At 72.0% G+C, this 26,194-nt stretch carries 28 protein-coding genes and 1 pseudogene; 17 read left to right on the forward strand and 12 right to left on the reverse strand.

Going from position 1 to position 26,194, the window contains the following annotated elements:
- Window positions 1–39: 39 nt before the first annotated feature.
- Window positions 40–693: a phosphate signaling complex protein PhoU gene (gene phoU / locus AB0B86_RS16840; RefSeq protein WP_357406721.1), complete on the reverse strand. Its 654-nt coding sequence runs from the start codon at window positions 691–693 to the stop codon at window positions 40–42.
- Window positions 694–898: 205 nt separating this feature from the next.
- Here phoU and AB0B86_RS16845 point away from each other — a divergent pair, with 205 nt between their 5' ends.
- Together AB0B86_RS16845 and AB0B86_RS16850 are read left to right on the forward strand one after the other, a co-directional pair.
- Entirely contained in the window at window positions 899–2,182 is a 1,284-nt protein-coding gene (locus AB0B86_RS16845; protein WP_357406719.1) for an ATP-binding protein, read from the forward strand.
- A gap of 22 nt (window positions 2,183–2,204) precedes the next feature.
- Complete coding sequence (locus AB0B86_RS16850) at window positions 2,205–2,888, forward strand: response regulator transcription factor (RefSeq protein ID WP_357406717.1); 684 nt, start codon at window positions 2,205–2,207, stop codon at window positions 2,886–2,888.
- Window positions 2,889–2,949: 61 nt separating this feature from the next.
- Here AB0B86_RS16850 and AB0B86_RS16855 read toward each other — a convergent pair whose 3' ends face one another.
- Complete coding sequence (locus AB0B86_RS16855; protein ID WP_357418498.1) at window positions 2,950–3,603, reverse strand: NAD(P)-binding domain-containing protein; 654 nt, start codon at window positions 3,601–3,603, stop codon at window positions 2,950–2,952.
- Between the two features lie 280 nt (window positions 3,604–3,883).
- Here AB0B86_RS16855 and AB0B86_RS16860 point away from each other — a divergent pair, with 280 nt between their 5' ends.
- Window positions 3,884–4,189: a macro domain-containing protein gene (locus tag AB0B86_RS16860; RefSeq protein ID WP_357406713.1), complete on the forward strand. Its 306-nt coding sequence runs from the start codon at window positions 3,884–3,886 to the stop codon at window positions 4,187–4,189.
- Window positions 4,190–4,334: 145 nt separating this feature from the next.
- Here AB0B86_RS16860 and AB0B86_RS16865 read toward each other — a convergent pair.
- A pseudogene (locus tag AB0B86_RS16865) lies at window positions 4,335–4,472 on the reverse strand (GNAT family N-acetyltransferase); the annotation flags it as partial.
- 272 nt (window positions 4,473–4,744) lie between these two features.
- Between AB0B86_RS16865 and AB0B86_RS16870 the strand changes: the two are divergent.
- The gene (locus AB0B86_RS16870; protein ID WP_357406711.1) at window positions 4,745–5,323 is read left to right on the forward strand and encodes a TetR/AcrR family transcriptional regulator; all 579 of its coding nucleotides are present in this window, start codon (window positions 4,745–4,747) and stop codon (window positions 5,321–5,323) included.
- On the opposite strand, the gene AB0B86_RS16875 is transcribed toward AB0B86_RS16870, so the two are convergent.
- Window positions 5,320–6,117 carry a hypothetical protein gene (locus tag AB0B86_RS16875; protein ID WP_357406773.1) on the reverse strand — a complete coding sequence of 266 codons (798 nt, stop codon included), beginning with the start codon at window positions 6,115–6,117 and terminating at the stop codon, window positions 5,320–5,322. The genes AB0B86_RS16870 and AB0B86_RS16875 overlap by 4 nt on opposite strands.
- Window positions 6,118–6,197: 80 nt before the next feature.
- Between AB0B86_RS16875 and AB0B86_RS16880 the strand changes: the two genes are divergently transcribed.
- On the forward strand, window positions 6,198–7,142 hold the full coding sequence (locus AB0B86_RS16880; protein ID WP_357406708.1) for a Ppx/GppA phosphatase family protein: 945 nt from the start codon (window positions 6,198–6,200) through the stop codon (window positions 7,140–7,142).
- Window positions 7,143–7,169: 27 nt separating this feature from the next.
- On the forward strand, window positions 7,170–7,976 hold the full coding sequence (locus AB0B86_RS16885) for a sugar phosphate isomerase/epimerase (RefSeq protein ID WP_357406706.1): 807 nt from the start codon (window positions 7,170–7,172) through the stop codon (window positions 7,974–7,976).
- A 27-nt stretch (window positions 7,977–8,003) separates the two neighbouring features.
- Here the strand turns inward: AB0B86_RS16885 and AB0B86_RS16890 are convergent, their stop codons facing one another.
- From AB0B86_RS16890 to AB0B86_RS16900, 3 genes are read right to left on the reverse strand one after another with little or no spacing between them, the layout of a single operon-like run.
- Window positions 8,004–8,591 (reverse strand): CGNR zinc finger domain-containing protein, encoded by a 588-nt coding sequence (locus AB0B86_RS16890; protein ID WP_357406704.1) that lies wholly within the window; start codon window positions 8,589–8,591, stop codon window positions 8,004–8,006.
- A 19-nt stretch (window positions 8,592–8,610) separates the two neighbouring features.
- Window positions 8,611–9,777, reverse strand: coding sequence for a glutathionylspermidine synthase family protein (locus tag AB0B86_RS16895; protein WP_357406702.1), 1,167 nt, complete (start codon window positions 9,775–9,777; stop codon window positions 8,611–8,613).
- Window position 9,778: 1 nt separating this feature from the next.
- The gene (locus AB0B86_RS16900; RefSeq protein WP_357406700.1) at window positions 9,779–10,069 is read right to left on the reverse strand and encodes a hypothetical protein; all 291 of its coding nucleotides are present in this window, start codon (window positions 10,067–10,069) and stop codon (window positions 9,779–9,781) included.
- Between the two features lie 138 nt (window positions 10,070–10,207).
- Here AB0B86_RS16900 and AB0B86_RS16905 point away from each other — a divergent pair, with 138 nt between their 5' ends.
- The 9 genes from AB0B86_RS16905 (at window position 10,208) to AB0B86_RS16945 (ending at window position 19,066) form a co-directional block, all read left to right on the forward strand.
- On the forward strand, window positions 10,208–11,128 hold the full coding sequence (locus tag AB0B86_RS16905) for a proline dehydrogenase family protein (RefSeq protein WP_357406698.1): 921 nt from the start codon (window positions 10,208–10,210) through the stop codon (window positions 11,126–11,128).
- A gap of 61 nt (window positions 11,129–11,189) precedes the next feature.
- Entirely contained in the window at window positions 11,190–12,479 is a 1,290-nt protein-coding gene (locus AB0B86_RS16910; protein ID WP_357406696.1) for a hypothetical protein, read from the forward strand.
- Window positions 12,480–12,521: 42 nt separating this feature from the next.
- The gene (locus AB0B86_RS16915; protein ID WP_357406694.1) at window positions 12,522–13,913 is read left to right on the forward strand and encodes an efflux RND transporter periplasmic adaptor subunit; all 1,392 of its coding nucleotides are present in this window, start codon (window positions 12,522–12,524) and stop codon (window positions 13,911–13,913) included.
- Entirely contained in the window at window positions 13,910–14,806 is an 897-nt protein-coding gene (locus AB0B86_RS16920; protein ID WP_357418500.1) for an ABC transporter ATP-binding protein, read from the forward strand. The genes AB0B86_RS16915 and AB0B86_RS16920 overlap by 4 nt, the downstream gene beginning before the upstream one ends.
- Window positions 14,803–15,987, forward strand: coding sequence for an ABC transporter permease (locus AB0B86_RS16925; protein ID WP_357406690.1), 1,185 nt, complete (start codon window positions 14,803–14,805; stop codon window positions 15,985–15,987). The genes AB0B86_RS16920 and AB0B86_RS16925 overlap by 4 nt, the downstream gene beginning before the upstream one ends.
- A 212-nt stretch (window positions 15,988–16,199) precedes the next feature.
- The gene (locus AB0B86_RS16930) at window positions 16,200–16,409 is read left to right on the forward strand and encodes a helix-turn-helix domain-containing protein (RefSeq protein ID WP_110563213.1); all 210 of its coding nucleotides are present in this window, start codon (window positions 16,200–16,202) and stop codon (window positions 16,407–16,409) included.
- A 215-nt stretch (window positions 16,410–16,624) separates the two neighbouring features.
- Window positions 16,625–16,726 carry an AURKAIP1/COX24 domain-containing protein gene (locus tag AB0B86_RS16935; protein ID WP_007465623.1) on the forward strand — a complete coding sequence of 34 codons (102 nt, stop codon included), beginning with the start codon at window positions 16,625–16,627 and terminating at the stop codon, window positions 16,724–16,726.
- A gap of 173 nt (window positions 16,727–16,899) precedes the next feature.
- Window positions 16,900–17,976: an NAD-dependent epimerase/dehydratase family protein gene (locus tag AB0B86_RS16940; protein WP_357406688.1), complete on the forward strand. Its 1,077-nt coding sequence runs from the start codon at window positions 16,900–16,902 to the stop codon at window positions 17,974–17,976.
- Between the two features lie 229 nt (window positions 17,977–18,205).
- Entirely contained in the window at window positions 18,206–19,066 is an 861-nt protein-coding gene (locus AB0B86_RS16945; RefSeq protein ID WP_357406771.1) for a lysophospholipid acyltransferase family protein, read from the forward strand.
- A gap of 6 nt (window positions 19,067–19,072) precedes the next feature.
- Here the strand turns inward: AB0B86_RS16945 and AB0B86_RS16950 are convergent, their stop codons facing one another.
- From AB0B86_RS16950 to AB0B86_RS16960, 3 genes are all read right to left on the reverse strand, one after another.
- Window positions 19,073–19,948 (reverse strand): HAD-IB family hydrolase, encoded by an 876-nt coding sequence (locus tag AB0B86_RS16950; protein WP_357406686.1) that lies wholly within the window; start codon window positions 19,946–19,948, stop codon window positions 19,073–19,075.
- Window positions 19,949–20,074: 126 nt separating this feature from the next.
- Entirely contained in the window at window positions 20,075–20,962 is an 888-nt protein-coding gene (locus tag AB0B86_RS16955; protein ID WP_357406684.1) for a DUF5667 domain-containing protein, read from the reverse strand.
- Window positions 20,963–21,241: 279 nt separating this feature from the next.
- Complete coding sequence (locus AB0B86_RS16960) at window positions 21,242–22,198, reverse strand: ECF subfamily RNA polymerase sigma factor, BldN family (protein ID WP_357406682.1); 957 nt, start codon at window positions 22,196–22,198, stop codon at window positions 21,242–21,244.
- 713 nt (window positions 22,199–22,911) lie between these two features.
- Between AB0B86_RS16960 and AB0B86_RS16965 the strand changes: the two genes are divergently transcribed.
- Both AB0B86_RS16965 and AB0B86_RS16970 read left to right on the forward strand, forming a co-directional pair.
- Window positions 22,912–23,166, forward strand: a complete 255-nt coding sequence (locus AB0B86_RS16965) for a glutaredoxin family protein (protein ID WP_357406680.1) — start codon at window positions 22,912–22,914, stop codon at window positions 23,164–23,166.
- A 20-nt stretch (window positions 23,167–23,186) separates the two neighbouring features.
- Entirely contained in the window at window positions 23,187–23,849 is a 663-nt protein-coding gene (locus AB0B86_RS16970) for an HAD hydrolase-like protein (RefSeq protein ID WP_357406678.1), read from the forward strand.
- Here the strand turns inward: AB0B86_RS16970 and AB0B86_RS16975 are convergent.
- Window positions 23,830–24,483, reverse strand: coding sequence for a response regulator transcription factor (locus tag AB0B86_RS16975; protein ID WP_357406676.1), 654 nt, complete (start codon window positions 24,481–24,483; stop codon window positions 23,830–23,832). The genes AB0B86_RS16970 and AB0B86_RS16975 overlap by 20 nt on opposite strands.
- Window positions 24,484–24,536: 53 nt before the next feature.
- Window positions 24,537–25,841 (reverse strand): sensor domain-containing protein, encoded by a 1,305-nt coding sequence (locus tag AB0B86_RS16980; protein ID WP_357418505.1) that lies wholly within the window; start codon window positions 25,839–25,841, stop codon window positions 24,537–24,539.
- Between the last annotated feature and the right edge of the window lie 353 nt (window positions 25,842–26,194).

The raw sequence follows: 26,194 nt of genomic DNA on the forward strand, positions 1-26,194 counted from the left end.
AGGCCGCCGGGGACACCGGCGGCCTTCGTCATGCCTGGATCAGCTCGCCGAGGGCGCGCTCTGCCCGGTGATCAGGTAGATCACGTGCTCGCCGGCGTTCACCGCGTGGTCGGCGAAGCGCTCGTAGAAGCGGCCCAGCAGGGTGGCGTCGATCGCGGTCTCCACCCCGTACGGCCAGTCGTCGCCGAGCAGCACCGCGAACAGGTTCTTGTGCAGCTCGTCCATGGCGTCGTCGTCGCGGTCCAGCTCGCCGGCCAGGTCGACGTCGGGCTTCGCCAGCACCGAGCCGATCTTCACGGCCATCCGGTCGGCGATCTCGGACATCTCGGTGAAGACCGTCCGCAGCTCGGCCGGGACGGCGGGGGAGGGGTGCCGGCGCAGCGCGGTCTTCGCCACGTGGTCGGCGAGGTCGCCCATCCGCTCCAGATCAGCGGCCACGTGCAGCGCCGTGATCATGGCCCGGAGGTCGGAGGCGACCGGCGCCTGTCGGGCGAGCAGGTCACAGACCCGCTCCTCGACGTGTCGGTAGAGGTCGTCGATCTCACCGTCCCGCTCGATGACCGTCTCGGCGGCCTCCCGGTCGGCGGTGAGTAGGGCCCGGGTGGCCTGGCGCATGGCGGCGCGGACGCCCTCCGCCATGTCCACCAGCAGTTGGCTGACGATCTGGAGGTCGGCCCGAAACTCGTCGCGCATCATCACGTCCTGTGGTCGGTCGCCGCCGGCGGGTGCCGGCGCAGGGGGGTTGAGCAGGTGCGACGCCAACGGTATGGGGCGCGGGCGGACCTCGGATGAACCACGGTGAACGACGCCAGACGCGGGGGTGAACACTTCTGAAAGTGCGGGTGGTTCGTCCCGTTCTGTGTGGTAGCCAGGTTAACAATGACCCTACGATCGCCGGGTGGAATGGACGGTGGCGGTCGTGGTGGCCGTGGCGTTGGTGGCCGGGTTGGCCGCCGGTCTCCTGCTGCCCCGGTTCCTGCCCAGGCGGGACGCTCGTTCCACGTCGACGGGGAGCGCCAGCTCCCGCTGGAGCAGGGGGAGGCCCGCGATAGCCGACGAGCAGCAGGCGGGGCTCGGCCGCCGGACGATCGACTCGCTCCGGGCCGGTGTCGTGGTCCTGGACAACGACGACGTCCCCGTTCTGATCAATCCGGCCGCCCGCGCGATGGGGCTGCTCCGGACCGGCAGCACCCCCGGCTCCATCGCCGCGCACCCGCTGATCCGTACCCTCGCCGGCCAGGTGCGACGCACCGGGGTGCGGCGCGAGATCGAGCTGGACCTGCCCCGAGGTCGCGACAGCGCGGGGGAGAACCCGCTCGGCGTGCACCTGCGGGCGATGGGTCTCGGCAACGGCTTCATCGCTGTGGAAGCGGTAGACGTGACCGAATCGCACCGGCTGACCCGGGTCCGACGCGACTTCGTGGCCAATGTGAGTCACGAGTTGAAGACCCCGATCGGCGCGCTTCAACTGCTCGCCGAGGCGTTGCTCGACGCCACCGAACCGGCCGACGCGGCGGCACCCGACCTCTCCGAGGACCTGGTGGCCGCGCGCCGGTTCGCCGAGCGGATCCAACACGAGTCGACCCGGCTGGGTCGGCTGGTGCAGGAGTTGCTGGAGCTGACCCGGTTGCAGGGCGCCGAACCGCAACCGCCACCCGAGCCGGTCGCGCTGGACTGGGTGATCGCCGAGGTGGTCGACCGGACCCGCACCACGGCTTCCGCCCGTGGTGTCGAGGTGACAGTGGACGGGCAGCGCGGCCTCACCGCGTACGGCAGCGACTCGCAACTCGCCACGGCGGTGGCGAATCTGGTGGAGAACGCCATCAACTACTCGGGTGAGGACACCGCGGTGCGGGTCACCCTCCGCGGTGACGACGAGCACGTCGAGATCGCGGTCGCCGACCAGGGCATCGGCATAGCCCCCACCGACGTGGACCGGATCTTCGAGCGGTTCTACCGGGCCGACCAGGCCCGTTCGCGTGCCACCGGCGGCACCGGACTCGGCCTGGCGATCGTGAAACACATCGCGAGCAACCATGGCGGACGGGTCGAGGTGTCGAGCACTCTTGGTGGTGGATCGACGTTCACCCTCCGGCTGCCCGCCAGCCCACCGGACGACCTGCTGGCGACACTGCCGCCGGTTGGGATCGAGTCCGGTCCGGCTGGGCTACGGCAGGTCTGACAGCAATGAAAGGAAATCCCCGTTGAGCCGCGTTCTGGTGGTCGAGGACGAGGAGTCGTTCTCCGACGCCTTGTCGTACATGCTCCGTAAGGAGGGCTTCGAGGTCTCGGTCGCGGCGACCGGCACCGACGCCCTCACCGAGTTCGACCGGACCGGCGCCGACATCGTGCTGCTCGACCTGATGTTGCCCGAGATGTCGGGGACCGAGGTCTGCCGACAACTGCGGCAGCGCTCGGCGGTGCCGATCATCATGGTCACCGCACGGGACAGCGAGATCGACAAGGTGGTCGGGCTGGAGATCGGCGCCGACGACTACGTCACCAAGCCGTACTCGCCGCGCGAGCTTGTCGCCCGGATCCGGGCGGTGCTGCGCCGGCAGAGCCCGGAGGTGGCCGAGACGGGGGCGCCGACGCTGGCCGCCGGACCCGTTCGGATGGACATCGAGCGGCACGTGGTGACCGTCGAGGGCGGGGCCGTGCAGCTGCCGCTCAAGGAATTCGAATTGCTGGAACTGCTGTTGCGCAACGCGGGCCGGGTGCTCACCCGCGGCCAGCTCATCGACCGGGTCTGGGGCGCCGACTATGTCGGTGACACCAAGACGTTGGACGTGCACGTCAAGCGGCTGCGCTCCAAGATCGAGCCGGAGCCGTCCGCGCCCCGCTTCATCGTCACCGTCCGGGGTCTGGGCTACAAGTTCGAGCCGTGATCGGCGTACCCGAAGGGGGTCTGCGCTCGGCGCAGGCCCCCTTCGGGCTGTTTCCGCTCGGTCAGCGGACGACCTTGATGTTGAAGATGGCGGTGCCGAGCCGGCCGTAGAGCCGCAACCAGAGCGGCATCAGCATCTCCGTGCCCCGCGCGGTGGAGAGGTCACCGAGGTCGATCACGTCGGTGTGGCCGAAGCTGACCAGCAGCCCGGTGACGATCCGCTTGGCCTCCGCGTCGTCGCCGGAGACGAAGACGCTGTGCTCACCCTCGGCGAGCTGGCGCGGGCGCACCATCAGCTCGGCGGTCATCGTGTTGAGCGACTTGACCACTCTGGCCTGCGGGAACTCCCGCTGGATCCGTTCGGCAAGCGAGTCGGTGTCGGGCACCGTCAGGGTGGGCGGGAAGCCCGCGCTGAAGTCGAGCGGGTTGGCGATGTCGAGCAGGACCTTGCCGGCCAGGTTCGTCGTGCCGGCCGCGGTGAGCGCCGGCAGGGACCCGGTGCCGCTGGTGGCGTTGACGACCAGCTCGGCGCCGGTCGCGGCGTCGGCGAAGGTCGCCAGGCCGACCTCAGGGTGCTGCGCCGCCCAGTGGGCGTGTTCGCCGGCCCGGATGGCCGCGACATCGCGGGTGCCGATGGTCACCTGGTGACCCAACTCCGCCAGGCGGGCGGCGATGGTTCGACCGACCGAGCCGGTGCCGAGAACTGCGATACGCATGTCGATCGATCCTCCGTCGGGATATCGAATCGGCTCGTGCCGATTGCGAGCAGGCTAACAGACAGGTCTGTCTATTGCTGCCCCTGTCGAGTCGCAGAGGCGTCGACGCGCAGCCCGTTCTCGACGTCCGGAGGGCACCAGTGCAGTTGGCGTCCCTTGGACCTGATGTGGCAAACGAATCGCCGCCCGCCGCCCGTTCCCCGCCGCCCGTTCCCCGCCGCCCGTCCCCCGCCGCGCGTCCCCCGCCGCCCGCCGTCGTCCGTGGTCCGCTGCCGGCGACGTGCCGGCCCGCTGGGTGATCCACACCGTCGGGCCGGTCTGGTCGGCCGACGAGGACCGGTCGGCGCTGCTGCGCGACTGCTACGCCAACAGCCTGCGGGTCGCCGACGGGTTGGGTGCGTCCACAGTGGCGTTCCGGCTGATCTCCGCAGGAATCTACGGCTGGCCGTTCGACGACGCGGTCGGCCAGGCCCTCGCGGTGCTCAACACCGCCGCCCCCGCGGCAGTCACCGAGGCCCGCCTGGTCCTCTTCGCCCCCGACACGTACGCGGTGGCCCGCCAGGTGCTCGCGGCCCAGCCTCGTTGATCATGGAGTAGTGGTGCCCGAATTTACGTGATGCGGAGTGCTTCGTCACCCACCACAACTCCATGATCGACGAGGCGGTGCGAGGCGGTGCGAGGCGGTGCGAGGCGGTGCGGGGCGGTGCGGGGCGGGGCGGGGCGGTGCGTGGTCAGGTCAGGTCGGTCAGGCAGGACCATTGGGCTGCATTCGGGCGGTAGCCGAGCCAGGCGTTGATCGCCAGCATCGGCGCGTTCGCTGCATGGTTCGAGGTGTACGCGATCCGTACGCCGCCGCCCGCCACCTGCCGCCCGCCGCTGCCGCCTGGTGCTCGCGCTGCCGGGCGGTGCTCGCGCTGCCGGGCGGTGCTCGCGCTGCCGCCAGCCGTCGCCGCCCGCCGTCGCCGCCGGCCGGTGTCTTCTGCCGATGTCGTAAGCGATTCAGCTCCAAAGCGCCGTCAACCCACATCCCGCCCCTCGTCCGCGCGGCCCTCGCGGGGGTCGCCGAAGCGGCGGGTGCTGCCTCCGTAGACAAAGCTGTCTATAAGATCGGGGCTGTCATCAGCAGAACGAGGGAGCACCCATGCCCGCGCCCCGCACTCCGGCCGGCTCGGCCAGGGAACGAATCCTGGACACCGCGTTCCGGCTCTTCTACGCGCACGGACCGCGCGGCGTGGGGGTGGACACGGTGATCGCCGAGTCGGGGGTGGCCAAGGCGACGCTCTACAAGCACTTTCCGCGCAAGGACGACCTCGTGCTGGCGTACCTCGATCGGGTCGACCAGGCGTGGTTCGGCGCGTTGCGGTCTGCGGCCCGGGATGCCGGCCACGCGCCGCGCGACCAGCTGGTCGGGATGTTCGACGCACTGGCCGGTGCCTGCCGCCGCGACGGCTACCACGGCTGCGCGTTCATCAACACCGCCGCCGAGTCGTCCGCCGGTGGCGAGGTGCACGTCCGGACGGTCGAGCACAAGACCGTGGTCCGGGCCTGGGTGACCGAGCTGGCCCGTCAGGCCGGCGCGGCCGAGCCGGAGCTGCTCGCCCGCCAGCTCACCCTGCTGCTGGACGGCGGGCTCGCCGCCGGTGTGCTTGACGGCGACCCGCTGATCGCCGACGCGGCGCGGCGCAGCGCACGCACGCTCGTCGACGAGGCGCTGCGCTAGATCTCGTCGGCGGGGTGGGGAGCGATCATGCCCTGCCTGGTTCGGGCCGCGCACAGCTCGGCCAGCCGCTCGTAGGCGGCTGCGCCGATCAGCGCGGTCAGCTCCGGGGCGTACGACAGGTACATCGGCTCGGCACCGACGTGCGCGTCAGTCGAGGAGGTGCACCACCAGTCCAGGTCGTGCCCACCGGCGCCCCAGCCCCGCCTGTCGAACTCGGACAGCGTGGAGACCAGCACCTTGGAGTTGTCCGGCCGTTTGACCCAGTCCTGGTCCCGGCGGATCGGCAACTGCCAACAGACGTCCGGCTTGTATTCCAGCGGGTGCACCCCGTCGCGCAGCGCCTGGGCGTGCAGGGCGCAGCCACCCCCACCGGGGAAGTCGGCGTCGTTGAGGAATACGCACGGGCCGTCCGCGCCCTGGGTGGCGGTGCGACGGGCCGGGTTCTTGCCGTCGATGGTGTCCTCGTCGGTCCAGTTCTTGAACCCGCGCCGGAAGTGCTGCCAGCTCTCCGGGGTGAGCCGCTTGACGGCGTTGCGGACCCGCTTCTCGTCGTCCGAGTCGGTGAAGAACGCCCCGTGCGAGCAGCAGCCGTCGGCCGCCCGGCCGGCGATGATGCCGTGGCAGCCCTTGCCGAAGATGCAGGTCCAGCGGGAGAGCAGCCAGGTCAGGTCGGCGCGGATCAGGTGCGTCTCGTCGGCCGGGTCGGTGAACTCGATCCACTCCCGCGGGAAGTCCAGCGGCACCTCGCGGCTGCGCGGGTCGCCTGGGTCGTCCACCAGCACACGGAGCTCCATCGTCACCCGGCCCAGCGTACGCGCGGTGGCGCACGCAGGCCGGTGAGCCGCGCAAACGTGTTGCACCTAGGGTCTTCATCATGCGACTGGGTGTCCTCGACGTCGGATCCAACACGGTGCACCTTCTGGTGGTGGACGCGCACCACGGCGCGCACCCGTGGCCGGCGCACTCCGAGAAGGTCGTACTCCGGTTGGCCGAGCAGATCGGCCCGGACGGCGCGCTCACCGCGGCGGGCGCGGACGGCCTGGTCAAGGCTGTGGGCATGGCCAAGACGGCGGCGGAGGGGTTGGCGACCGACGACCTGATCGCCTTCGCCACGTCCGCCGTGCGCGACGCCACGAACGCGGCAGAGGTGCTGGCCCGGGTCCGCGACGAGACTGGCGTACGTCTGGCGGTGCTCTCCGGGGCGGACGAGGCGCGGTCGACGTTCCTGGCCGTCCGGCGCTGGTTCGGCTGGTCCGCGGGGCGGCTGCTGGTGCTGGACATCGGGGGCGGCTCCTTGGAGATCGCCGCCGGCATCGACGAGGACCCGGAGGTCGCGGTCTCGCTGCCGCTCGGCGCCGGTCGGCTGACCCGGGAGCGGCTGCGGGTCGATCCGGCCAGCGCGGTCCCGCCGTCGGCGGAGGCGGTCGAAAAGCTCCGGGAGTACGTGGACGGTCGGCTGGACAAGGTCGTCGACCAGATCACCCAGGTCGGCTGGGACCGGACGGTGGCCACCTCGAAGACGTTCCGCACGCTGGCCCGACTGGCCGGCGCCGCGCCCTCCGGTGCCGGGCTGTGGGCGCGACGCAGCCTGACCCAGGCCGGTCTGCGGCAGGTCATCGGCTTCATCCGGCACATCCCACCGGCGCAGTTGATGGAGCTTGAGGGGGTCAGCACGGGTCGGGCCCATCAGCTGCTGGCGGGTGCCGTGGTCGCCGAGGCGGTGATGCGCCGCCTGGATCTGGACTCGCTTGACATCTGCCCCTGGGCGCTGCGTGAGGGCGTCATCCTCCGCCGGCTCGATCAACTCGAACCGATCTGAGGGCGCTGGCGGGCTACGCTGACTGATGTGACTTTCCGCGTTCCGGTCCTCCTGTCCAGCTCGTCGGTCTTTCCCGAACCGACCGCGGCGGCCTTCCAACTGGCCGCGGCGCTCGGCTACGACGGGGTCGAGGTGATGGTCTGGACCGACGTGGTCAGCCAGGACGCGGGCGCGCTGCGCGGCCTGTCCGCGCACTACGGCGTGCCGGTGCGCTCGGTGCACGCGCCGTGCCTGCTTGTCACCCAGCGGGTGTGGAGCCCGGACCCGTGGGAGCGGCTGCGCCGGGCCGCCGAGTTGGCCGAGACGCTCGAGGCGCCGACGGTCGTGGTGCATCCGCCGTTCACCTGGCAACGTGACTACGCGCGCAACTTCGCCGAGGGGTTGGCAGGCGTCGCGGACCGGTTCAGCGGGCTGCGGTTCGCTGTGGAGAACATGTACCCGGTGCGGATGGCAGGTCGGCAGTTCGTCCCGTATGTGCCGGGATGGGATCCCACCGACACCGGCTACCCGTCGTACACCCTGGATCTGTCGCACTGCGCGGCCTCGCACAGCGACCCGCTGGAGATGGCCGACCGGATGGGTGCCGGGCTGGCGCACGTGCACCTGGGCGACGGCACCGGCGAGGGCCGCGACGAGCACCTGGTCCCCGGGCGCGGCACCCAGCCCTGCGGTGAGCTGCTCTCCTCGCTGGCCGGGCGGGGCTTCACCGGGTCGGTGGCGGTGGAGGTCGCCACCCGGGGTGCGAAGAGCCGCGCGGTACGCGAGGCGGACCTGCGTGCCGCGCTGGAGTTCGCCCGTCAGCACCTGACCGCGTCGTCCCCGGTCGACGCCTGACCACGCCCGCCCGCGCCGGGCGGTGTGTCAGCTGACCGGTGAGAGCGAGTCCACGGCGCTCGTCGGCTGGGCGGCGACAGTCACCTGCTCACCGACCGCCGCCCGCTTGCGGGCCCGGTGCGCCGCCACGTGCGAGCGGGTGGCGCAGCGCTCCGAGCAGAACCGCCGGCAGCAGTTGGACGACGTGTCCAGATAGACGTTGCCGCAGCGCTCGTCGGCACAGACCCCGAACCGGGCACTGCCGTACTCGCAGAGCCAGACCGACAACCCCCAGACCGCGCCGGCCAGGTATTCCGCACTGACCGAGGCGCCCCGGCTGGTCACGTGCATGTGCCAGTCGCTGGAGTCGTGCCCGGAGATGCGCGGCTGCACCGGGAACGCCTCCAGCAGCGCGTTCAGCTCGGTGACCGCCTGGCCGTCACGCCCCGAGGTGCCGTACTCGAAGACGTCGCGCAACCGTTTCTGGGCCCGCCGGAAGATCGCGACGTCCCGGTCCGCGACCTCGTCGCGCATCCAGGCGTTGTCGTCGGGGAAGAGGGCCCGCAGGTCGTCGAGGTCGTCCAGGCGGGCGTTGACCAGGTCAACGCCGGTCCGGGCGTACGCGTCGAAGTTCACGCCCCCAACGGTAGACGACTCATGCGCTGCGCGGCGCGTCGATGTAGTGCGGCAGGAACCGCGCGTAGCCGTCGGTGATCAGACTGGCGCTCTCCCGCACCCCCACCCCGGCCGACTCACCGTCGACGATCCAGCTGCCCAGCACCATCCGGTTGCCGGCGAACTGCGGCAACGCCCGGAACTCCTGGTAGCACCAGCCCTCGTCGCCGTAGATCCCCGGGTTGGTGATCTCCTGCTCGGCGGTGACGACGCGGACCGAACCGCCCTCCCGGCCGAGCAGCGGCTTGGCCACGTACTCCGGCATGCCGCGCGGCGAGTCGAGGTACGCCGGGAGCAGGTAGTCGTGGTCGGGGTACAGCTCCCAGAGGACGGCGAGCAGCGCCTTGTTGGACAGCAGCAGCTTCCAGGCGGGCTCGATCCAGGTGGTCGGGGTGCCCGGGGCCAACGCCGCCGGCCCGTACGGCTCGGCCAGCATCCATTCCCACGGGTAGAGCTTGAAGCAGGTGGTCACCGGGCGGTCGGCGGCGTCGACGAAGCGCCGGCCGTCCCAGCCGATCTTCTGGATGGGCTGCAACTCGACGTCCAGGCCGGCCTGTCGGGCGGTCTCGGCCAGGTAGCCGGCGGTCATGTGATCCTCGCCGGACTCCTCCTCGTTCGACCAGAGCACGTGCACCCGGGGATCGTGCAGCCCAGCCCCGATCTTGGCCCACGCGGCGACCAGCCGTTCGTGCAGGCTGTTCCACTGGTCCAGCTCCGGTCGGGTCTGCTCCAGCCAGTACCACTGGATGATGCTCGCCTCGACGAGCGCGGTCGGGGTGTCCGCGTTGTACTCGAGCATCTTCGGCGGCCAGGTGCCGTCGTACGCCAGGTCGAAGCGGCCGTAGAGGGTGGGTGGTGCCTCCCGTAGCGACCGGGCCACGGCTTCGGCCGCCCACTGCGGGATGCCGAACTCGGCGTACCGGTGGTGGGCCACCACGTGTTCGGCGGCGGCCACCGACATCCGGTGCAGCTCCTCGGTGGCCTCCTCCAGCCGCAGCACCTCGTCGAGGTCGAAGGCGTACGCACCGGTCTCGTCCCAGTACGACGTGATCCCGCCGTCGGGCAGCTCGGTGTCGACGTAGACCAGCCCCTGCTCCCGGATGGTGGCGTCCCAGTCGGGTCGGGGGGTGACCGTCTCGCGGCGCACCTCAGCCGCCGCAGGAGGCGAGGTGGGTGCCGAACCCGCCCCGGTCGGGCACGGCGGCCGTTGCCGGCTGCGGTGCGGCACGGCCGGTGGCCGGGTCGGGAACCCGCATCGCCAACGCGACGGTGTCGCCGCCGCCGACCGGCCCGAGGGCGCAGTCGTCGTCATCGTCGTCGTCGGCGGGCATGTTGCAGCCGGAGAGGGCGAGCGCGAGAGCGGTGAGCGCGCCGAGCTGCACGGAGGCCGACCGTAGCCGGCGGCGGGGGCGTTGGTCCACGGCATCGTTGTAGCCCATGCGCGCCACCACCGCAGCCCCGGGCAGGCGAGGCCCCTTGTTGTCGGTTTTGTTGTACCGGGGCCCTTCCCCGCGGTCGGGACGGGTGGTACGGCCGCCCCTCGGCGGGGGCCCTGGCAGGGGCGATACGCTCGGCTCATGCTCCGTTCCGTCATTCTCGCCGCCTCCCGGTCATCCCAGGTCGAGCGGCTCGTCGCGACCGCCCCGTACACCCGGGACGTCGTCCGCCGGTTCGTCGCCGGCGCCAGCACCGACGACGCGTTGCGCGCGACCCGCGGGCTCGTCGACGACGGTCTCGCGGTCACCCTCGATCACCTCGGTGAGGACACCGTCACCCCCGAGCAGGCCATCGCCACCCGCGACGAATACCTGAGGCTGCTGAAGATGCTCGGCGGTGCCGGGCTGACCCCGGCCGCCGAGGTGAGCGTGAAGCTCTCCGCTCTCGGCCAGATGTTCGACGAGCAGTTGGCGTACGACAACGCGCGGGCGATCTGCGCGGCGGCGGACGCGGCGGGCACCACCGTCACCCTGGACATGGAGGACCACACCACCACCGACTCGACGTTGGAGGTGCTGAGCCGGCTGCGCAAGGACTTCCCGTCGACCGGTGCGGTGCTCCAGGCGTACCTGCGCCGGACCGAGTCGGACTGCCGGGAGCTCTCCTCGGCCGGGTCGCGGGTGCGGCTGTGCAAGGGCGCGTACAAGGAGCCGGAGTCGGTGGCGTACCAGTCGGCCCGTGAGGTGGACAAGTCGTACGTGCGCTGCATGAACATCCTGATGTCCGGTGCCGGCTACCCGATGCTCGCCACCCACGACCCTCGGATGATCGCCATCGGCGAGGACCGGGCCCGCTGGTTCGACCGGGGGCCGGAGCGCTTCGAGTTCCAGATGCTCTACGGCATCCGCCCGGAGGAGCAGGCCCGCCTGGCCGGCGAGGGCTACACGGTGCGCACCTACGTCCCGTACGGCGACGAGTGGTACGGCTACCTGATGCGCCGGCTCGCCGAGCGCCCGGCCAACCTGGTCTTCTTCGGCCGTGCCCTGATCTCCAAGAAGTAGTTCCTCCGGGTCGGCCGGGGCGGCTTCGCCACAGCCAGCGAATGGTCGTACCCTTCGGCGGGTGACTGACGGGGTGCAGCAGCCAGCACCACGGCGGCTCTGGCCGCTGTGGACGGTGCTCATGGTGGTCGTCCTGCTGCTGGGCTGCGGCCTGCCGGCGCTGCTCGTCGTCGGAGTGATCCGGGAGAGTGGTGCCCGGGCCACGATCAGCCGGGCCGGTGTGTCGACTGCCGACGATCCCGCCACCGTGGCGGCCCGAGAGCTCAGCGACCGGATGACCGCACAGCTCGACCGGCAGTCCACCGCGCTGCTCGCCGGTGACCGCGCGGGTTACCTCGCGATCGCCGAACCCGCGGTGCACGCCGAGCTGCGTCGCCGCTTCGCCGCACTGCGCGAGCTGAAGGTGACCGTCTGGCGGGCCGAGCCGAGCGGCCTGCCCGCGCCGATCGTCGGCAAGCCGGGGGAGTGGCGGCTCCTGGTGCGCTTCCAGTACTGCTTCGTCGCCCCGAACTGCCGGCCCAGCCCGGTGCTGATCGGCACCCGCTGGCGGGAGTACGGCGACCAACCCCGGTTGATCGCCGTCGAGGAGTCGAAGTCGGTGGAGACCGGTACCCGGCCGTGGGAGGTGAGCGAGCTGGCCGTGGCGATCGGCGCGCGGACCATCGTCGCCACCACCCCGGCGCTGCGGGGCAAGCTGCCCAGCCTGCTCGCCCAGGCCGAGGCGGCGGCCAAGGTGGCCGACGGGTACGTGGTCACCGGCTCGCCGGTGGACCGCTACCGGGTCTTCTACGCCGGCCGCGCCGAGTGGAAGCGCTGGTACGGCGGGGACCGGCCGGAGTGGACCGGCGGGTACGCGGTGACCGTGGGCGGCGGCCACCACGAGGTGGTGCTCAACGCCGAGGGGCTGCCCAGCAGCGGCACCGACGACCTGCTCCGGCACGAGTTGACCCACGCTGCCTCCCTGCCGGATCGCGGCTACCCCGGCAAGACCACCTGGTGGCTGGTGGAGGGGCTGGCCGAGTTCGCCGGTACCGGCGGCCAGGCGGTCGACAGGTACGAGGGGCTCGCCGAGGTGCGCAAACTGGTCCGGGCCAGGTGGGACGGCCAGTTGTCGGGTGTCAACCCGGCCGACGACGCCTCCGCCGAGCAGGTAGCCGGCAGCTACGGCGTCGGCTACCTGGCCGTCCGGCACCTCGTCGACAGGTACGGGCCGCAGCGGTTGCTCACCTTCTTCAAGGCGGTTGTGCACGAGCGCAAGACCCTCGACGTGGCCGCCGAGGAGGCGTTCGGCGAGCAGTGGTCGACGTTGCACGACGAGTGCGTGGCGTACGTCCGCAGCGCCGCTGCCTGACGTGCTCGCGGGTGGCGAGACGGTGCGCCGTACCATCGATGGGTGCGCCGCCCCCAGTCAGCTCGGCCGGGCAGCACCGTCCGGCCCCGCCTGCTCATCGCCCTGACCGCCGTCGCCGTCCTCACCGCCACCACCGCCGCGTCGTGCGGTGACGACAGCCCCGACCTCGCGCTCGCGTCGGCGGCCCGTAACCCGGTGAGCGAGGTCATCGATGCCCCGGCGACCGTCACCGCCCGCGCCGCCGCGACCCTCACCGCGCCTGCCGACGGCACAGTGGTGAGCCTGCGGGTCCAGCCCGGACAGCAGGTCAGGGCCGGTCAGGTCCTCGCCGTTGTCGACTCGCCGGCGGCCCGGCAGCGGCTGCGTCAGGCGAAGGAGGCGTTGGACGCGGCGAAGCGCGCCGGTCGGGGTGTCTCCACGGGCAACCTGACAAGCAGCCGACGGGGCACCGACAAGGCCGCCGACGAGGCGTTCGACGCGGCCCGGCACGCCGCCGACAAGATCGCCGACCCGCAGTTGCGGGACGCCCTGTCGACCCAGGTGACCTCCGCGCAACGGCAGTACGCCGCCGCCGCGCGCAGCGCCGACCAGGCCGTTCGCGAGGTGCAGCGCGGGATCAACGGGCTGAGCTCGGCCGTCGGCGCGCTCTCCGCGGCGCAACGGCTCCAGGCCCAGCAGGCGTACGACCTGGCGAAGGCGAGCGTCGACGCGCTCACCCTGCGCGCCCCGATCGCCGGCATCGTGCAGCCGGGCGGCACCCGGGCCGGCGGTGGTTCGACCGGTGGCCTCGCTGGGCTGTTGGCGCAGGCCGGTGGCCCCCAGGCGGCCAGCGTCGACCCGTCCGCGTTCACGTCCGGCCAGGGCGGGCCGCCCGCCGGGGTGGACGACGCTGTCGCGGTCGGCGGCCAGGTCACCGCCGGCACACCGGTGCTGACCGTTGTGGACACCGGGCAGTTGGGGTTGCTCGCCGAGGTGGACGAGACAGACGTGCTGCTGGTCAAGGCCGGGGTGACCGCCACCGTCGAGTTGGACGCCGTCAGCGGGGCCAGCTACGAGGCGACGGTCCGCTCGGTGGACGTGCTGCCCACCAACTCCGCTCAGGGCGGGGTGACCTACCGGGTGCGTCTCGCGCTCGGTGCCGGAAAGCTGGCCGAGGACGAGCCGGCCCCGACGCCCCGCCCGGGCATGAACGCGATAGTGCACCTGCGGGTCCGGGAGGCCGCCGACGCGGTGACCGTACCGGCCTCCGCGGTGTTCTCCGCCGACGGCCGGGACGCGGTCTGGGTGGTCCGCGACGGCCGGGCTGGTCGGGCGGCGGTCACGGTGGGCGTACAGGGGTCGGATCTGGTGCAGATCCTCAACGGCGTGCAGCCCGGCGACCGGATCGTGGTGCGCGGCACCGACCAGGTGCGCGACGGCCAGGAGGTGCGGTGACCGACGCCCCGCCGGCGATAGAGGCGGTGCAGGTGTCCCGGACGTACCAACTGGACGGGGTGTCCGTCGAGGCGTTGCGTGGGGTGTCGCTCGTCGTGCGGCCGGGTGACTATGTGGCCCTGGTCGGTCCATCCGGCTCGGGCAAGTCCACCCTCATGCATCTCCTCGGTGGGCTGGACCGGCCGACCGGTGGCCGCCTGGTGATCGGTGGGCGGGACGTCAACGCCCTCGCGCCGCCGGAGATGGCGGCCCTGCGCAACGAGACGATCGGTTTCGTCTTCCAGGCGTTCCACCTGCTGCCGCGTACCTCGGCGGTGGAGAACGTGGCCCTGCCGCTTGTCTACCGGGGTGTGTCGGCCCGGCAGCGCCGGGAGCGGGCGGCGGCGATGCTCGGCCGGGTCGGCCTCGGGCACCGACTGGACCACCGGCCCAACCAGATGTCCGGCGGTGAGCAGCAACGGGTCGCGATCGCCCGTGCGCTGGTCACCGAGCCGACGGTGCTGCTGGCCGACGAGCCCACCGGCAACCTGGACAGCGTCACCGGCACGGCGGTGCTGGAGCTGTTGGAACAGTTGAACGTGGAGTCCGGGGTGGCGTTGGTGATGGTCACCCACGATCAGGAGGTGGCCGCCCGAGCCCGGCGGCGGATCACGATGCGCGACGGGGTGGTCGTGGCGGACAGCGCCGACCTTCATGATCGACCGCCGTCCGTCGATCCCGGCCGACCTGCGACACTGGTCCCCGCTCCCAGCGCGGAGCCCCGGTCCGCGTCCGGAAGCGGCCCGGGGCACCCGCCCGGTGGCTCCGGTGGCGCCGCCGGAGCCACCGGGCGCCTTCCGCGGGAGGCCGACCCGGGCCGGCCCGCGCTCGACCCGCCGGAGGGCGCGGCGTGAGGGTCGCCGAGGCGTGGCGGGTGGCGCTCGACGCCCTACGGGCCAACCGGCTGCGCAGCGCGCTGACCATGCTCGGGGTGATCATCGGGGTCGCCTCGGTGGTCCTGCTGGTGGCCATCGGCACCGGCACCAAACAGAAGGTCGAACAGCAGGTCGAGGGCCTCGGCTCCAACCTGCTGCTGGTTGTCCCCGGCCGGATCGAGGTGGGCAACGCGCCGGTGGTCTCGCCGCTGACCCTGAAGGACGTCGACGCCGTCAGCCGGGTGGTCGGCGACCCCGATCGGGTGGCGGTAACCGTCGCCTCCGGGGCGACCGCGCGGGCCGGTGCCCGTTCCGACTTCACCACAGTGCAGGGCGTGCTGGAGACCACCCCGACGGTGTTCACCAGGTCGCTGGCCCGGGGCCGCTATCTGACCGGCACCGACGTGGACACCAGCCGGCGGGTGGCGGTGCTCGGCGACTCGGTGGCCCGCACGCTCTTCCCCGACCGGGACCCGCTCGGCCAGCAGGTGACGCTGGCCGGGGTGCGGTTCCGGGTGATCGGCGTCTTCGCACCACTCGGGCAGAGTCTCGGCGTCGACCGGGACGACGAGGTGCACGTGCCGGTCACCGCCGCGCAGCGGCTCTGGGGCACCCAGCGGGTGGACGGCATCGCGGTGAAGGCCCCGGACCGGGAACGGATCGACGAGCTGGGCGAACGCATCGTCGCCGAGCTGAACCGTCGGCACCCGGACACCGAGTTCAGCGCGGTCACCCAGCAGCAGATCCTCGGTGTGCTCGGCGACATCCTCGGCGTTCTCACCGGCGTACTGGCGGCCATCGCCGGCATCTCCCTGCTCGTCGGCGGTGTCGGGGTCTCCAACATCATGCTGGTGAGCGTTCGGGAGCGGACCCGGGAGATCGGGCTGCGCAAGGCCGTCGGGGCCCGGCCCCGCGACATCGGTGTGCAGTTCCTGCTGGAGGCGGTGCTGCTCACCACTATCGGTGGGGTGACCGGGATGGCGCTGGGCGTGGGCACCGCCCTGCTCGTCGACGGGCTGTCACCGATCCCGGCCGCGATCACCTGGTGGTCGTTGGCGCTCGCCTTCGGCGTGTCCGCGGTGGTGGGCATCGTCTTCGGGGTCGTTCCGGCGCAGCGCGCCGGCCGACTCGACCCGGTGGTCGCGCTACGTGCCGAATGACCAGGGCGGGAACAACCGGGACGTCGGGCGCGGGCGGGGCGATTCCGGGAGCGTGGATCGGGTGAACGGCGAGAAGAAGCATGATCAGTTGTACGAAGGGATCGCGCCGGTCACAGCCGCCCCGCTACCGTACTGGTAACACGCGCGTCGCCGCCCGGCCCGGAGCATCCGTCGGGTTGGCCCGCGCCGGGCATGGGATGGGTTGGTGAGCCATGGCCGGGTCACAGTCCGACGGGCGGCTGTCGGAGGTCAGGTTCCTGACCGTCGCGGAGGTGGCGACGGTCATGCGGGTCTCGAAGATGACTGTCTATCGCCTGGTGCACAGCGGTGAGCTCACCGCCGTCCGGGTCGGCAGGTCGTTCCGGGTGCCGGAGCATGCGGTGCACGAATATCTCCGGGGCGCTTTCCAAGAGACCGCCTGAGCCACCGCTGCGCCCCTGCTGGTGCCGGCCAACCGGCATCGACGGGGGCGCGTTGGTCCGGCTGAGGCCCTCCGGCTACCCTGGAGCCCGACCGAGACCCCACCGGTGCGCCCCGCCGCCCAGACTGGTCCGGTCCGTTGTCCGCACGCGGTCGCCGTCGCCACCTGGGTGGTGTCATCCGGTCCGCCCCGCACGTTGTATCGAAAGGCTGTCGTATGGGCTCGGTGGTCAAGAAGCGCCGTAAGCGCATGGCTAAGAAGAAGCACCGCAAGCTGCTGCGTAAGACCCGCGTCCAGCGTCGCCGTCTCGGCAAGTGATCGCCGCCGGGCTCGACGGACAGGCCGGCGGCGCATGCTGCGCCGAAGCGCGCCCGGCCCGTCCGACCGCCCGGCGTCCGGCGGCACTTGCCAAACTGTCGACCCCCGGAGGCTCAGGTGATCAGGCCGTGGTCGTCCCGGCTCGGTCCTTCCTGCCGGGGTAGGTGCGTCAGATGACCCCCGGTGGCACCACAGGTGCTCCGGGGGTCGTCCTCGTCACCGGGGTCGGCCGCTACCTCGGTGCCCACGTGGCGGCCCGGCTGGCCGCCGACCCGCGCATCGAGCGGGTCATCGGTGTCGACGCACCGGACTCCGGCACCGAGTTCACCGACCTGCTGGACCGGGTCGAACGACTCCGCGTCGACCCCGGCTCACTCGGGGGCCTCCTCGCCGACCTGGACGTCGACGCCGTCGTGCACCTGGCCCTGGTCAGCTCCCCCGACCCGCAGCACGGTGGTCGGTCGGCGATGAAGGACCAGAACGTCATCGGCACCATGCAGCTGCTCGCCGCCTGCCAACGGGCACCCCGGCTGCGCAAGCTCGTGGTCCGTTCCTCGACCGCCGCGTACGGGGTGTCGTTCCGGGACCCGGCGGTCTTCACCGAGGAGACCGAGCCCCGTGAGGTGCCGCGCGGCGGGTTCGGCCGCGACATTCTCGACCTCGAGGGGTACGTCCGCGGCTTCCGCCGCCGCCGGTCCGACGTCACCGCGACGGTGCTGCGTTTCGCCCCGTTCATCGGCTCGACCGCCGACACCACGTTGACCCGCTACTTCGCGCAGCCGTTCGTGCCGACCGTCTTCGGCCGTGACCCCCGGTTGCAGTTCCTGCACTTCGACGACGCGTTGGAGGTGCTGCACCGGTCGATCGTGGAGGACCACCCCGGCACGTACAACGTCGCAGGTCCGGGGGTGCTCTCGCTGTCGCAGGCGATCCGGCGGGCCGGTCGGGTCGCCGTCCCGGTGCTGGAACCGGGTCTCTCCGGTGCCGCCGCGCTGGCCCGCAACATGGGCTTCGGTCGTTACGGCCTGGACCAGGTCGACCTCTTCGTGCACGGCCGGGTCGTCGACACCAGCCGACTTGAGCAGGAGTACGACTTCACCCCCCGCTCCACCGCCGAGGCGTTCGAGGATTTCATTCGCGCCCACCACGGCGGGGTGGTGGTCACCCGCGAGCAGTTGGCCGCCGCCGAGCAACTGGTCCTGGACGGCATCCGGCAGGTCCGCTCCGCGGTGCGGGAGCGCTCGTCGTGAGCGGGCCGGGGGCATCGTGACCGGGCCGGGGGAGGGGCGCGAGCCGCGGGGGGTCGGGCGTTTCGACGTACCCCAGCCGACCGCTGCGGACGCGGACCCGGCGCGGCGTAACGGGCATCGACCGGCCGACCAGGTCGCGTCGACACCTACCGACGGGCCCGACACCGCGGCCAGCTACCGGCCCGCCGGTGACCTCGTCGACGCCCCGCCCACGGGCGGCACCGAACCGGTGGTGCCGGACCGGCCGGGGGACCACTGGGACCGCAAGGTCGCGAACGGGCTGGCCTTCCTGCGCCGCCGGCTCGCCGGCGACTACGAGGTCGACGAGTTCGGCTTCGACTCCGAGTTGACCGACGCGGTCTTCCACCCGCTGCTGCGGCTGCTCTACCGGGACTGGTTCCGCACCGAGGTCAGCGGCGTCGAGCACGTGCCCGTCGACGGACCGGCCCTGGTGGTCGGCAACCACTCGGGGACGGTGGCGCTTGACGCGTTGATCCTCTCGGCGGCGCTGCACGACAAGCATCCCGCCCACCGCTACCTTCGGCTGCTCGGCGCCGACCTGGTCTTCCGGATGCCGGTGGTCTCGGAGCTCGCCCGCAAGACCGGCGGCACGGTGGCCTGCAACCCGGACGCGGAGCGGCTGCTCGGCGGGGGTGACCTGGTCGGTGTGTTCCCCGAGGGCTTCAAGGGGATCGGCAAGCTCTACGCGGACCGGTACAAGCTGCAACGGTTCGGGCGGGGCGGGTTCGTCTCGGCGGCGCTGCGCACCGGCACCCCGATCGTGCCGGTAGCCATCGTCGGTGGCGAGGAGATCTACCCGATGCTCGCCGACATCAAGCCCCTGGCACGGCTGCTCAAGTTGCCCTACTTCCCGGTCACGCCGACCTTCCCGTGGCTCGGGCCGTTGGGCATGGTGCCGCTGCCCAGCAAGTGGCTCATCGAGTTCTGTCCGCCGATCCCGACCGCCCACCTGACCGACGCGGCGGACGACCCGCTTGTGGTCTTCAACCTCGCCGACCAGGTGCGGGAGACGATCCAGCAGACCCTGCACGCCCTGCTGGAGCGACGGCCCGACCCGTTCGGTCCCTGACCTGGCTCAGCCGGCGCGGCGGCGGCGCTGCAACGCCAGCCCGGCGGTGACCGCGCCGACCACCAGCCCGGCCGCCGCGGTGGACGGTACGGCGATCTTGACGGCCCGCCGGCCCGTGCGGAAGTCCCGCACCTCCCAGCCGTGCTGGCGGGCCTGCCGCAGCAGGGCGGCGTCGGGGTTGACCGCCACCGCCCGGCCCACCGCGGAGAGCAGCGGCAGATCGTTCGCCGAATCGCTGTACGCCGCGCAGCGGACCAGGTCGAGCCCTTCCACCGCGGCGAGCTGGGTGACCGCCTCGGCCTTCGCCGGCCCGTGCATCAGGTCGCCCACCAACCGCCCGGTGTACGCCCCGTCCACCACCTCGGCCACCGTGCCGATGGCACCGGTCAGGCCGAGCCGGGCGGCGATCACCCGGCCGATCTCGACCGGGGCGGCGCTGACCAGCCAGACCCGTTGGCCGGCCGCCAGGTGCCGTTGCGCGAGTTGGTGGGTGCCGGCCCAGATCCGGGGTGCCATCATCTCGTCGAAGATCTCCTCCGCGAGGTGCTCCACGTCGTCGACCCGCCAGCCCTGGACGAAGGCCAGTGCGGCCTCCTTGGCCAGGGACATGTCACCGGCGTGCTCCCGGGCCAACAGTCGGAACCGCAGCTGCTGCCAGGCGAAGCGGGCCAGGTCGGCGGTGGTGAAGTAGTTGCGGGAGGCGAGCCCACGGGCGAACCAGTAGATCGACGCGCCCTGCATCATCGTGTTGTCCACGTCGAAGAAGGCCGCGGCTGTCGGGTCCGGTACGGGGGCGACGGCCGGGGTCAGGTCGGTCTCCGCCCAGCCCGCGGTGTGCCCCGCGGCGTCGGTGCTTACCGTCACCTTCCGGCTGCGCGCCACGCGACTCCCTTCCTCACCGGTACGACGGATGCCTCAGGCGAGGGTAGCCGCCGCGCACTGTCGACCGGCCTGGCACAGCACGAACTGTGGCGAGGTCGGTCGGACGTGCGGTATAGGGGGTGGGCGTCAGCGAGCCTCGGGGCAGGCGCTCGGATCCGGGCCGAGGGTGTCGCTGGCGGTCGGGGCCGGCAGGCCGCAGGCGATTGCCGCCCGCAGCGTGTCCGAGCGCTCCCGGATGCTGTCCAGGAGGCGCAGTGACCGCTGGGTCCGTTCCCGGTCGATGCGGGTGGTCCCGTCGAGCAGGCCGCTCACCGCCCGGCGTTGGCCGGTGACGAACGTGTTGAGCGTGTCCAGGCTGCCCGGATCGGCCCGCTGTGCCGCGGCGGTGGTCAGCAGGCGAACACCCTGCCGGGTGTCGGCGTCCATGTCGTCGAGGACCGCGCTGTAGCCGATCCGGTCGCCGCGGAGCTCGGCGGCCTCGCCGAGCCGGGTCCGGGCGAAGTCCAGGAAGAGTTGACCGCGGCTGATGTCGGAGCTGGCCAGGGCGAGTTGCGCCCGTTCGGTCGAGCGCTTCATCCCGTACAGCGCGTCGCCGGGCACTGCGTTCTCGCTTGCGGCGGAGATTCCGGAGACCGCGATGGCGCCGGCGGCGACGCCGACCAGGATCGCGCCCCGGGCTCGGGCCCGCCGGGCGGTGGCCGCCGGCAGCAGCCGCCCCCGGGTGGTCGTGGCCGGACGCGTGGTGTCCGGTTCGCTGGCCGCCGGTGTGCTGCCCAGTCCGTCCCGTTCGGCGGTGGCGAGCAGCATCGCCCGCAGACCGGTCCGGAAGTCCTGGTCCACCTCGACGGTCGGGGGGTCGGTGCTGATCCGTTGGCCCACCGCGACGAGGGGCGCGAGTTGACCGTCCACCCGGGCTCGTACGTGGTGTCGCCGAGCGCCGTTGGCCTCGTCGAGAAGCTGCGCGAAGCGCTCGGCGCGCCGGCGGGAGAAGAGGATGTCGTCCACCGCAGGCACCTCCTCTCGCTGGTCACGGCCGGTCGGCCGCCGTCGTTGCCGGGGACCGGGCGGCAGTGTGACACCACGGAGGTGAGGTGCCGCCGGCTCGCCGGTCGGACCTCGGTGACCCGGCCTGCCGGGACAACCACCGGTCGCACCCGAAGAAACGCGGCGGACCGGGCACGGGTTACGGGCCGGGCGGAGCGGAAATTACAGAAAGTGATCGTCATCACCGGGCGGGACCGACAGCGAGCTGCCCGGACGTCGATCGACGTCCATCGGTCCCGCCGGGAGAAACTACGGCTGGAAGCCGTCCGGGAGCAGCCGGGCCAGGGCGCGCACGGCCCGGTACTGAAGGGCTTTGATGGCACCCTCGTTCTTGCCCATCGCCCGGGCCGTCTCGGCGACGGAGAAGCCCTGGAGGAAACGGAGCACGATGCACTCCTGCTGCTCCGGGTTGAGCTGCTTCACGGCGGTGAGCAGCGCGACGTTCGTGATGTGTTCCACCACCGCCGCCTCCGGGCTGCCCTCGGGGCCCCGGTCCTCCCGATCGGCGTCGAGCACGTCACCAGTGGTGACCTCCAGCCGGTACCGGCCGGACTTGAAGTGGTCCGCGACCAGGTTGCGGGCGATGGTCACCAGCCAGGCGCCGAGATCGCGGCCCTGCCAGGTGAAGCTGCCGATCCGCTTGAGCGCCCGCAGGAAGGTGTCCGAGGTGAGATCCTCGGCGAGTTGGCGGTTGCCGACCCTGAAGTAGATGAACCGGAACACGGTGTCCACGTACCGGTCATAGATCAGACCGAACGCCTCGGACTCGCCGGCCTGGGCGCGTTCGATGAGCGTCCAGACCTCGGTGGCCGGGTCGGACGGGTCCGGGCGGCTCGGAAAACCGGTAGGGGTCGTGGGGGTGGTGGCCGGCACCGCCGGGATCACCGCCGTCTCGCCCGCCGCCGGATCGGTGGTCACCGTCGGTGTGTCGCTGACCCGTCGGCCCTGCGACGGCATTGTCGGTCGGGCCGGAACGGCGACCCGGCCGCCGGTCGGCCGCGCGTTCCCGCCGGGCACCACGGGCCGCGGCGGCGGCTCGTTGTGGTGTGGCCGGCTGCGGGTGCGTGGGGCCGCGCCGTCGCCCCGCACGGTGCCGCCGTGCGGTTCGTCGAGCGGGGTCCGAGCCGCCGGTCTCTCGTTGACGTGTGCGCGCGCTGGCTGGCCGGTCAGGCCGACTGGGCGTTCCGCGTAACCGAAGGTGGTCACCGTGTTGCCCCCGTCCCGTCGGTCGCCGAATGGGCCGGTCTGTGCGTGGTCGGGGCGGACCGACCGGGGAGCCGGCCGGGCAGGACGGTCGCGGGGCTTGCCGAAGGACGGCAAATCCCCTGGAGGTGCTGGTCCAATGCGCTAACAGGCACGGGGGCCTCCTCGGGCTGAGGGGTGTCGACTCACGGCAAATGGGGTGAGCCGACCCGAGTGATGATAGGGCCAACGTCACCCGCGCGTGGCAAGTCCGTTACACAAGGCGGAAGTATTTCCCGCTCCGTCGCACCCGTGCCGGACCGGTTGTCCGTCGTGTGCGATTGACTTTCCGTCGACCCGGTGTTCCTGGATGGATTCCCTGGTCGGGGTGGGTCACCCGGTCGGTTGACCCGGTCGCCGCCGGTGGCCGCACGGGCGCACCGGCACGCCTGCGAACGGCGCCACCCATCCCATCGGCGGGACTTGATCGGACCGCCGATGGCACACCGGAGTGTCCCGTGCGCGGGACGGTTCGGGCGGCCCGCCCGAGTACCGCTCACGCCGTCGGTCGCCGGCCGCTGTGGCAAACTTGATCACCGCGCCGGCCGAGTCCGCGGTACCGGGTGTGCCGCACCCGCGAAGCGGCCAGACTGTGCGGGCGTACGTGCTGGCGGCCTCGGCGCGACACCTGCCTACCGAGCTGCCGGCGAACGCCGAAACCCCTACGGAGGTAACCGATGGCAAGTGACGCCCGGCTCGCCCTGATCACCCGACCCGGCTGCCACCTGTGCGACGACGCCAAGGCGGCACTCGACCGGGTGGTGGCGGTCACCGGCGACAAGTGGGTCGAGTGGGACGTCACCGACGACGAGGGGCTGGAACGGGAGTACGGCGACCGACTGCCGGTGGTGCTGCTCGACGGCAAGGAGCACGGCTACTGGCGTGTCGAGGAGGACCGGCTGCTGCGGGACCTGACCACACCACAGCTCTGAGAAGTGCCTAGGGTGCACTGATGACCCCTGCGCACCCGCACCTCGTCTGGGACTGGAACGGCACCCTGCTCAACGACCTCAGCCTCGTGGTGTCGGCCACCAACGTGGTGTTCGCCAGCCTCGGCGGGCCGACCGTCACCCCCGATGAGCACCGGGTGCGGTTCCGCCGCCCGATCGCCGAGTACTACGCCGACGTGCTCGGTCAGGCCGTCGACGACGACGAGTTCGGCCGCCTGGACCGGATCTTCCACGACGCGTACCGCACCGGCCTGACCACCTGCGAGCTGGCCGCCGACGCGCGCACCGCGATGGCCGCCTGGCCGGGCAGTCAGAGTCTGCTCTCCATGTGGTTCCACGAGGAGTTGGTGCCGACAGTGCACACGTACGGGTTGACCGGCCACTTCACCCGGGTCGACGGGCTGCGGGCCACTGTCGGCGGCGACCGCAAGGCCGAGTCGCTCAAACTGCACCTGGCCGAGCTGGGCGTGGACGGCACCTCGGTGGTGCTGATCGGTGACTCCATCGACGACGCGGACGCGGCGACAGCTGTGGGTGGCCGCGCCGTGCTCTACACCGGCGGGTTCACCGACCCGGCCCGGCTGCGCGCCTCCGGTCACCCGGTGGCCGACACCCTCACCGACGCTGTGACACTTGCCCGACAGGTCAGTTCCGCAGGTAGGTGAGGACGGCCAGCACCCGACGGTGCTGCTCGGTGTCCGGCGGCAGGGTGAGCTTGGTGAAGATGTTGCGTACGTGCTTCTCCACCGCCCCGTCGCTGACCACCAGGGCGCGGGCGATGGCGGTGTTCGAACGCCCCTCGGCCATCAGCGCGAGCACCTCACGCTCGCGGGGGGTCAGCTCGCGCAGCGGGTCGTCGCGGCGACGTCGGGCGAAGAGCTGGCCGACCACCTCCGGGTCGAGCACCGTGCCGCCGGCCGCCACCCGGCGTAGCGCGTCCAGGAACTCGTCGATCGCGGCCACCCGGTCCTTGAGCAGGTAGCCGATCCCGCCGCCGGAGCCACCAGTGGTGGCGAGCAGATCATCGGCGTACGAGACCTCGACGTACTGGGAGAGCACCAGGATCGGGGTACGCGGCACCAGGCGGCGTGCCTCCACCGCCGCCCGGAGTCCCTCATCGGTGTGGGACGGCGGCATCCGGACGTCGACGATCGACACGTCCGGCTGGTGCGCCACCACCGCCTCGACAAGTGCGTCGCCGTCCCCGACGGCGGCCACCACCTGGTGCCCACTCTCGGTGAGCAACCGGACCAGCCCCTCCCGGAGCAGGACGGCGTCGTCCGCGATCACGATGCGCATGGCTGTGTTGTCTACCACGTCCGGCCCGCCGTGCGGGTGTGGCGCGGGGCTGGTCACAGCGGAAGCTCGGCCCGGATCTCGGTGGGGCCGCCGGGCGGGCTGACCACCACCAGCTCACCGCCGGCGGCCCGGACCCGGTCGGCGATCCCGGCCAGACCGTGACCCTTGGCGAGGTGGGCGCCGCCCTGCCCGTCGTCGCCGACCCCCACCTGGAGGTGGGCGCCGTGCCGGGCGACGGACACCGTGGCCTCGGTGGCCCGCGCGTGCTTGGCGACGTTGGTCAGCGCCTCGGCCACCACGAAGTACGCCGTGTTCTCCACAGCCGGGTCGAGTCGACCGGCCGGGGTGCCGAGCTGTGGATCGACCTGGAGCTCGATCGGGATCAGCCCGCGGGCGGCGATGGCGGCCAGGGCGCTGGGCAGACCCCTGTCGACCAGGATCGGCGGGGCGATGCCCCGGGACAGCGCCCGCAGTTCGGCCAGCGTGTCCCGGGTCTGGGTGACCGCCTCGTCGATGGTCCGACCGGCCGCCTCCGGGTCGGAGGCGAGCTGCATCCGGGCCCGGCTGAGGTCCATGGCCAGGCGGACCAGGCGCTGCTGCGGGCCGTCGTGGATGTCGCGTTCCAGCCTGCGCAGCGCGGACGCCTCGGCGGACACGGCGGCCCGCTTCTGCTCCTCGAGCACTGTGATCCGGTCGCGCATCTCGGCCACCCCGGTCAACATGGCCTTGGCGAAGCTGGCCTGCAACAGCGCGCAGCCCCGGACCACGATCGGCAAGGTGATCAGGAAGAACACCCCGAGCGCGGTGTTCAGGCCGATCCGGGCGGTGGTGGAGTCGCCCAGGCCGAGCAGTTGTGCCAGGTCCTGGTCGCCATCCCCGGACGAGCGGGGGAGCGCCCAGTCGTAGGCCCAGTAGAGCGAGCCGGCTATCGCGGCGGCCCACCAGGCCAGGGTCACCACGAAGGTGCCGATCGCCGCGATCAGGCGCAGGATGCCGTGGGCCAGGTCGAGCCACGACTGGGCGTCCCGGATCGGCACGAAGATCCGGCGCCAGGCGTTCGCGCCCGCCTCGGGCAGTCGGTAGTTGGGCCGGATCCGGGGCTGCCGGAGCACCGCGGCCATCCGTAGCCGCTCGATGTCGGCCAGGCCGCGGGCGGCGTACAGGGTGCCGCTGAGGATCGGTAGGCCGATCACTGTGACGACCAGGCCGATGCTCACCGAGAGGCCGACGATGAGGACGACGAAGCTGGCCACCGCCAGGGGCAGGCCGAGCAGTACGTAGCCGGAGTCGACGAAGAGTTGGCGGGGAATGCTCGGTGCCAGTGTCGGCTGGTCGGTGGTGGCGGCAACGGCGGTCATGCGAAAAGGCTAGGCATGCCGGGTTCCGGTCCCCATCCCGAAGCCCTGCCTCTCCCCCGTAGTGCTGCCCCTACCACCTGCGGAGCCGCCCCGATCCGGCCCGGCGCGGGATTGGTCAGAGAAGTCGGGATTGCGCAATAATCGGCCGGGCGGCGCGGGCGAAAGTCGCTAAATCGATCTTGCGGAATGGAGGAGCTGGTGGCGTCGCGGCGCGCAGCGACAAGATCGCGATTTGTGCACGTCTTCACAAGCGCCTACGCTGTGACTCCGACGCGCCCTGCTAGCACAGCCGGCATCCTCGGTCGCCAGCGGGAGTCCACAAGCGGCCGACCAGCGGAGTTGGCCGAGGATCG

This window comes from Micromonospora sp. NPDC049047 (assembly GCF_040649135.1).
GTDB lineage: Bacteria > Actinomycetota > Actinomycetes > Mycobacteriales > Micromonosporaceae > Micromonospora.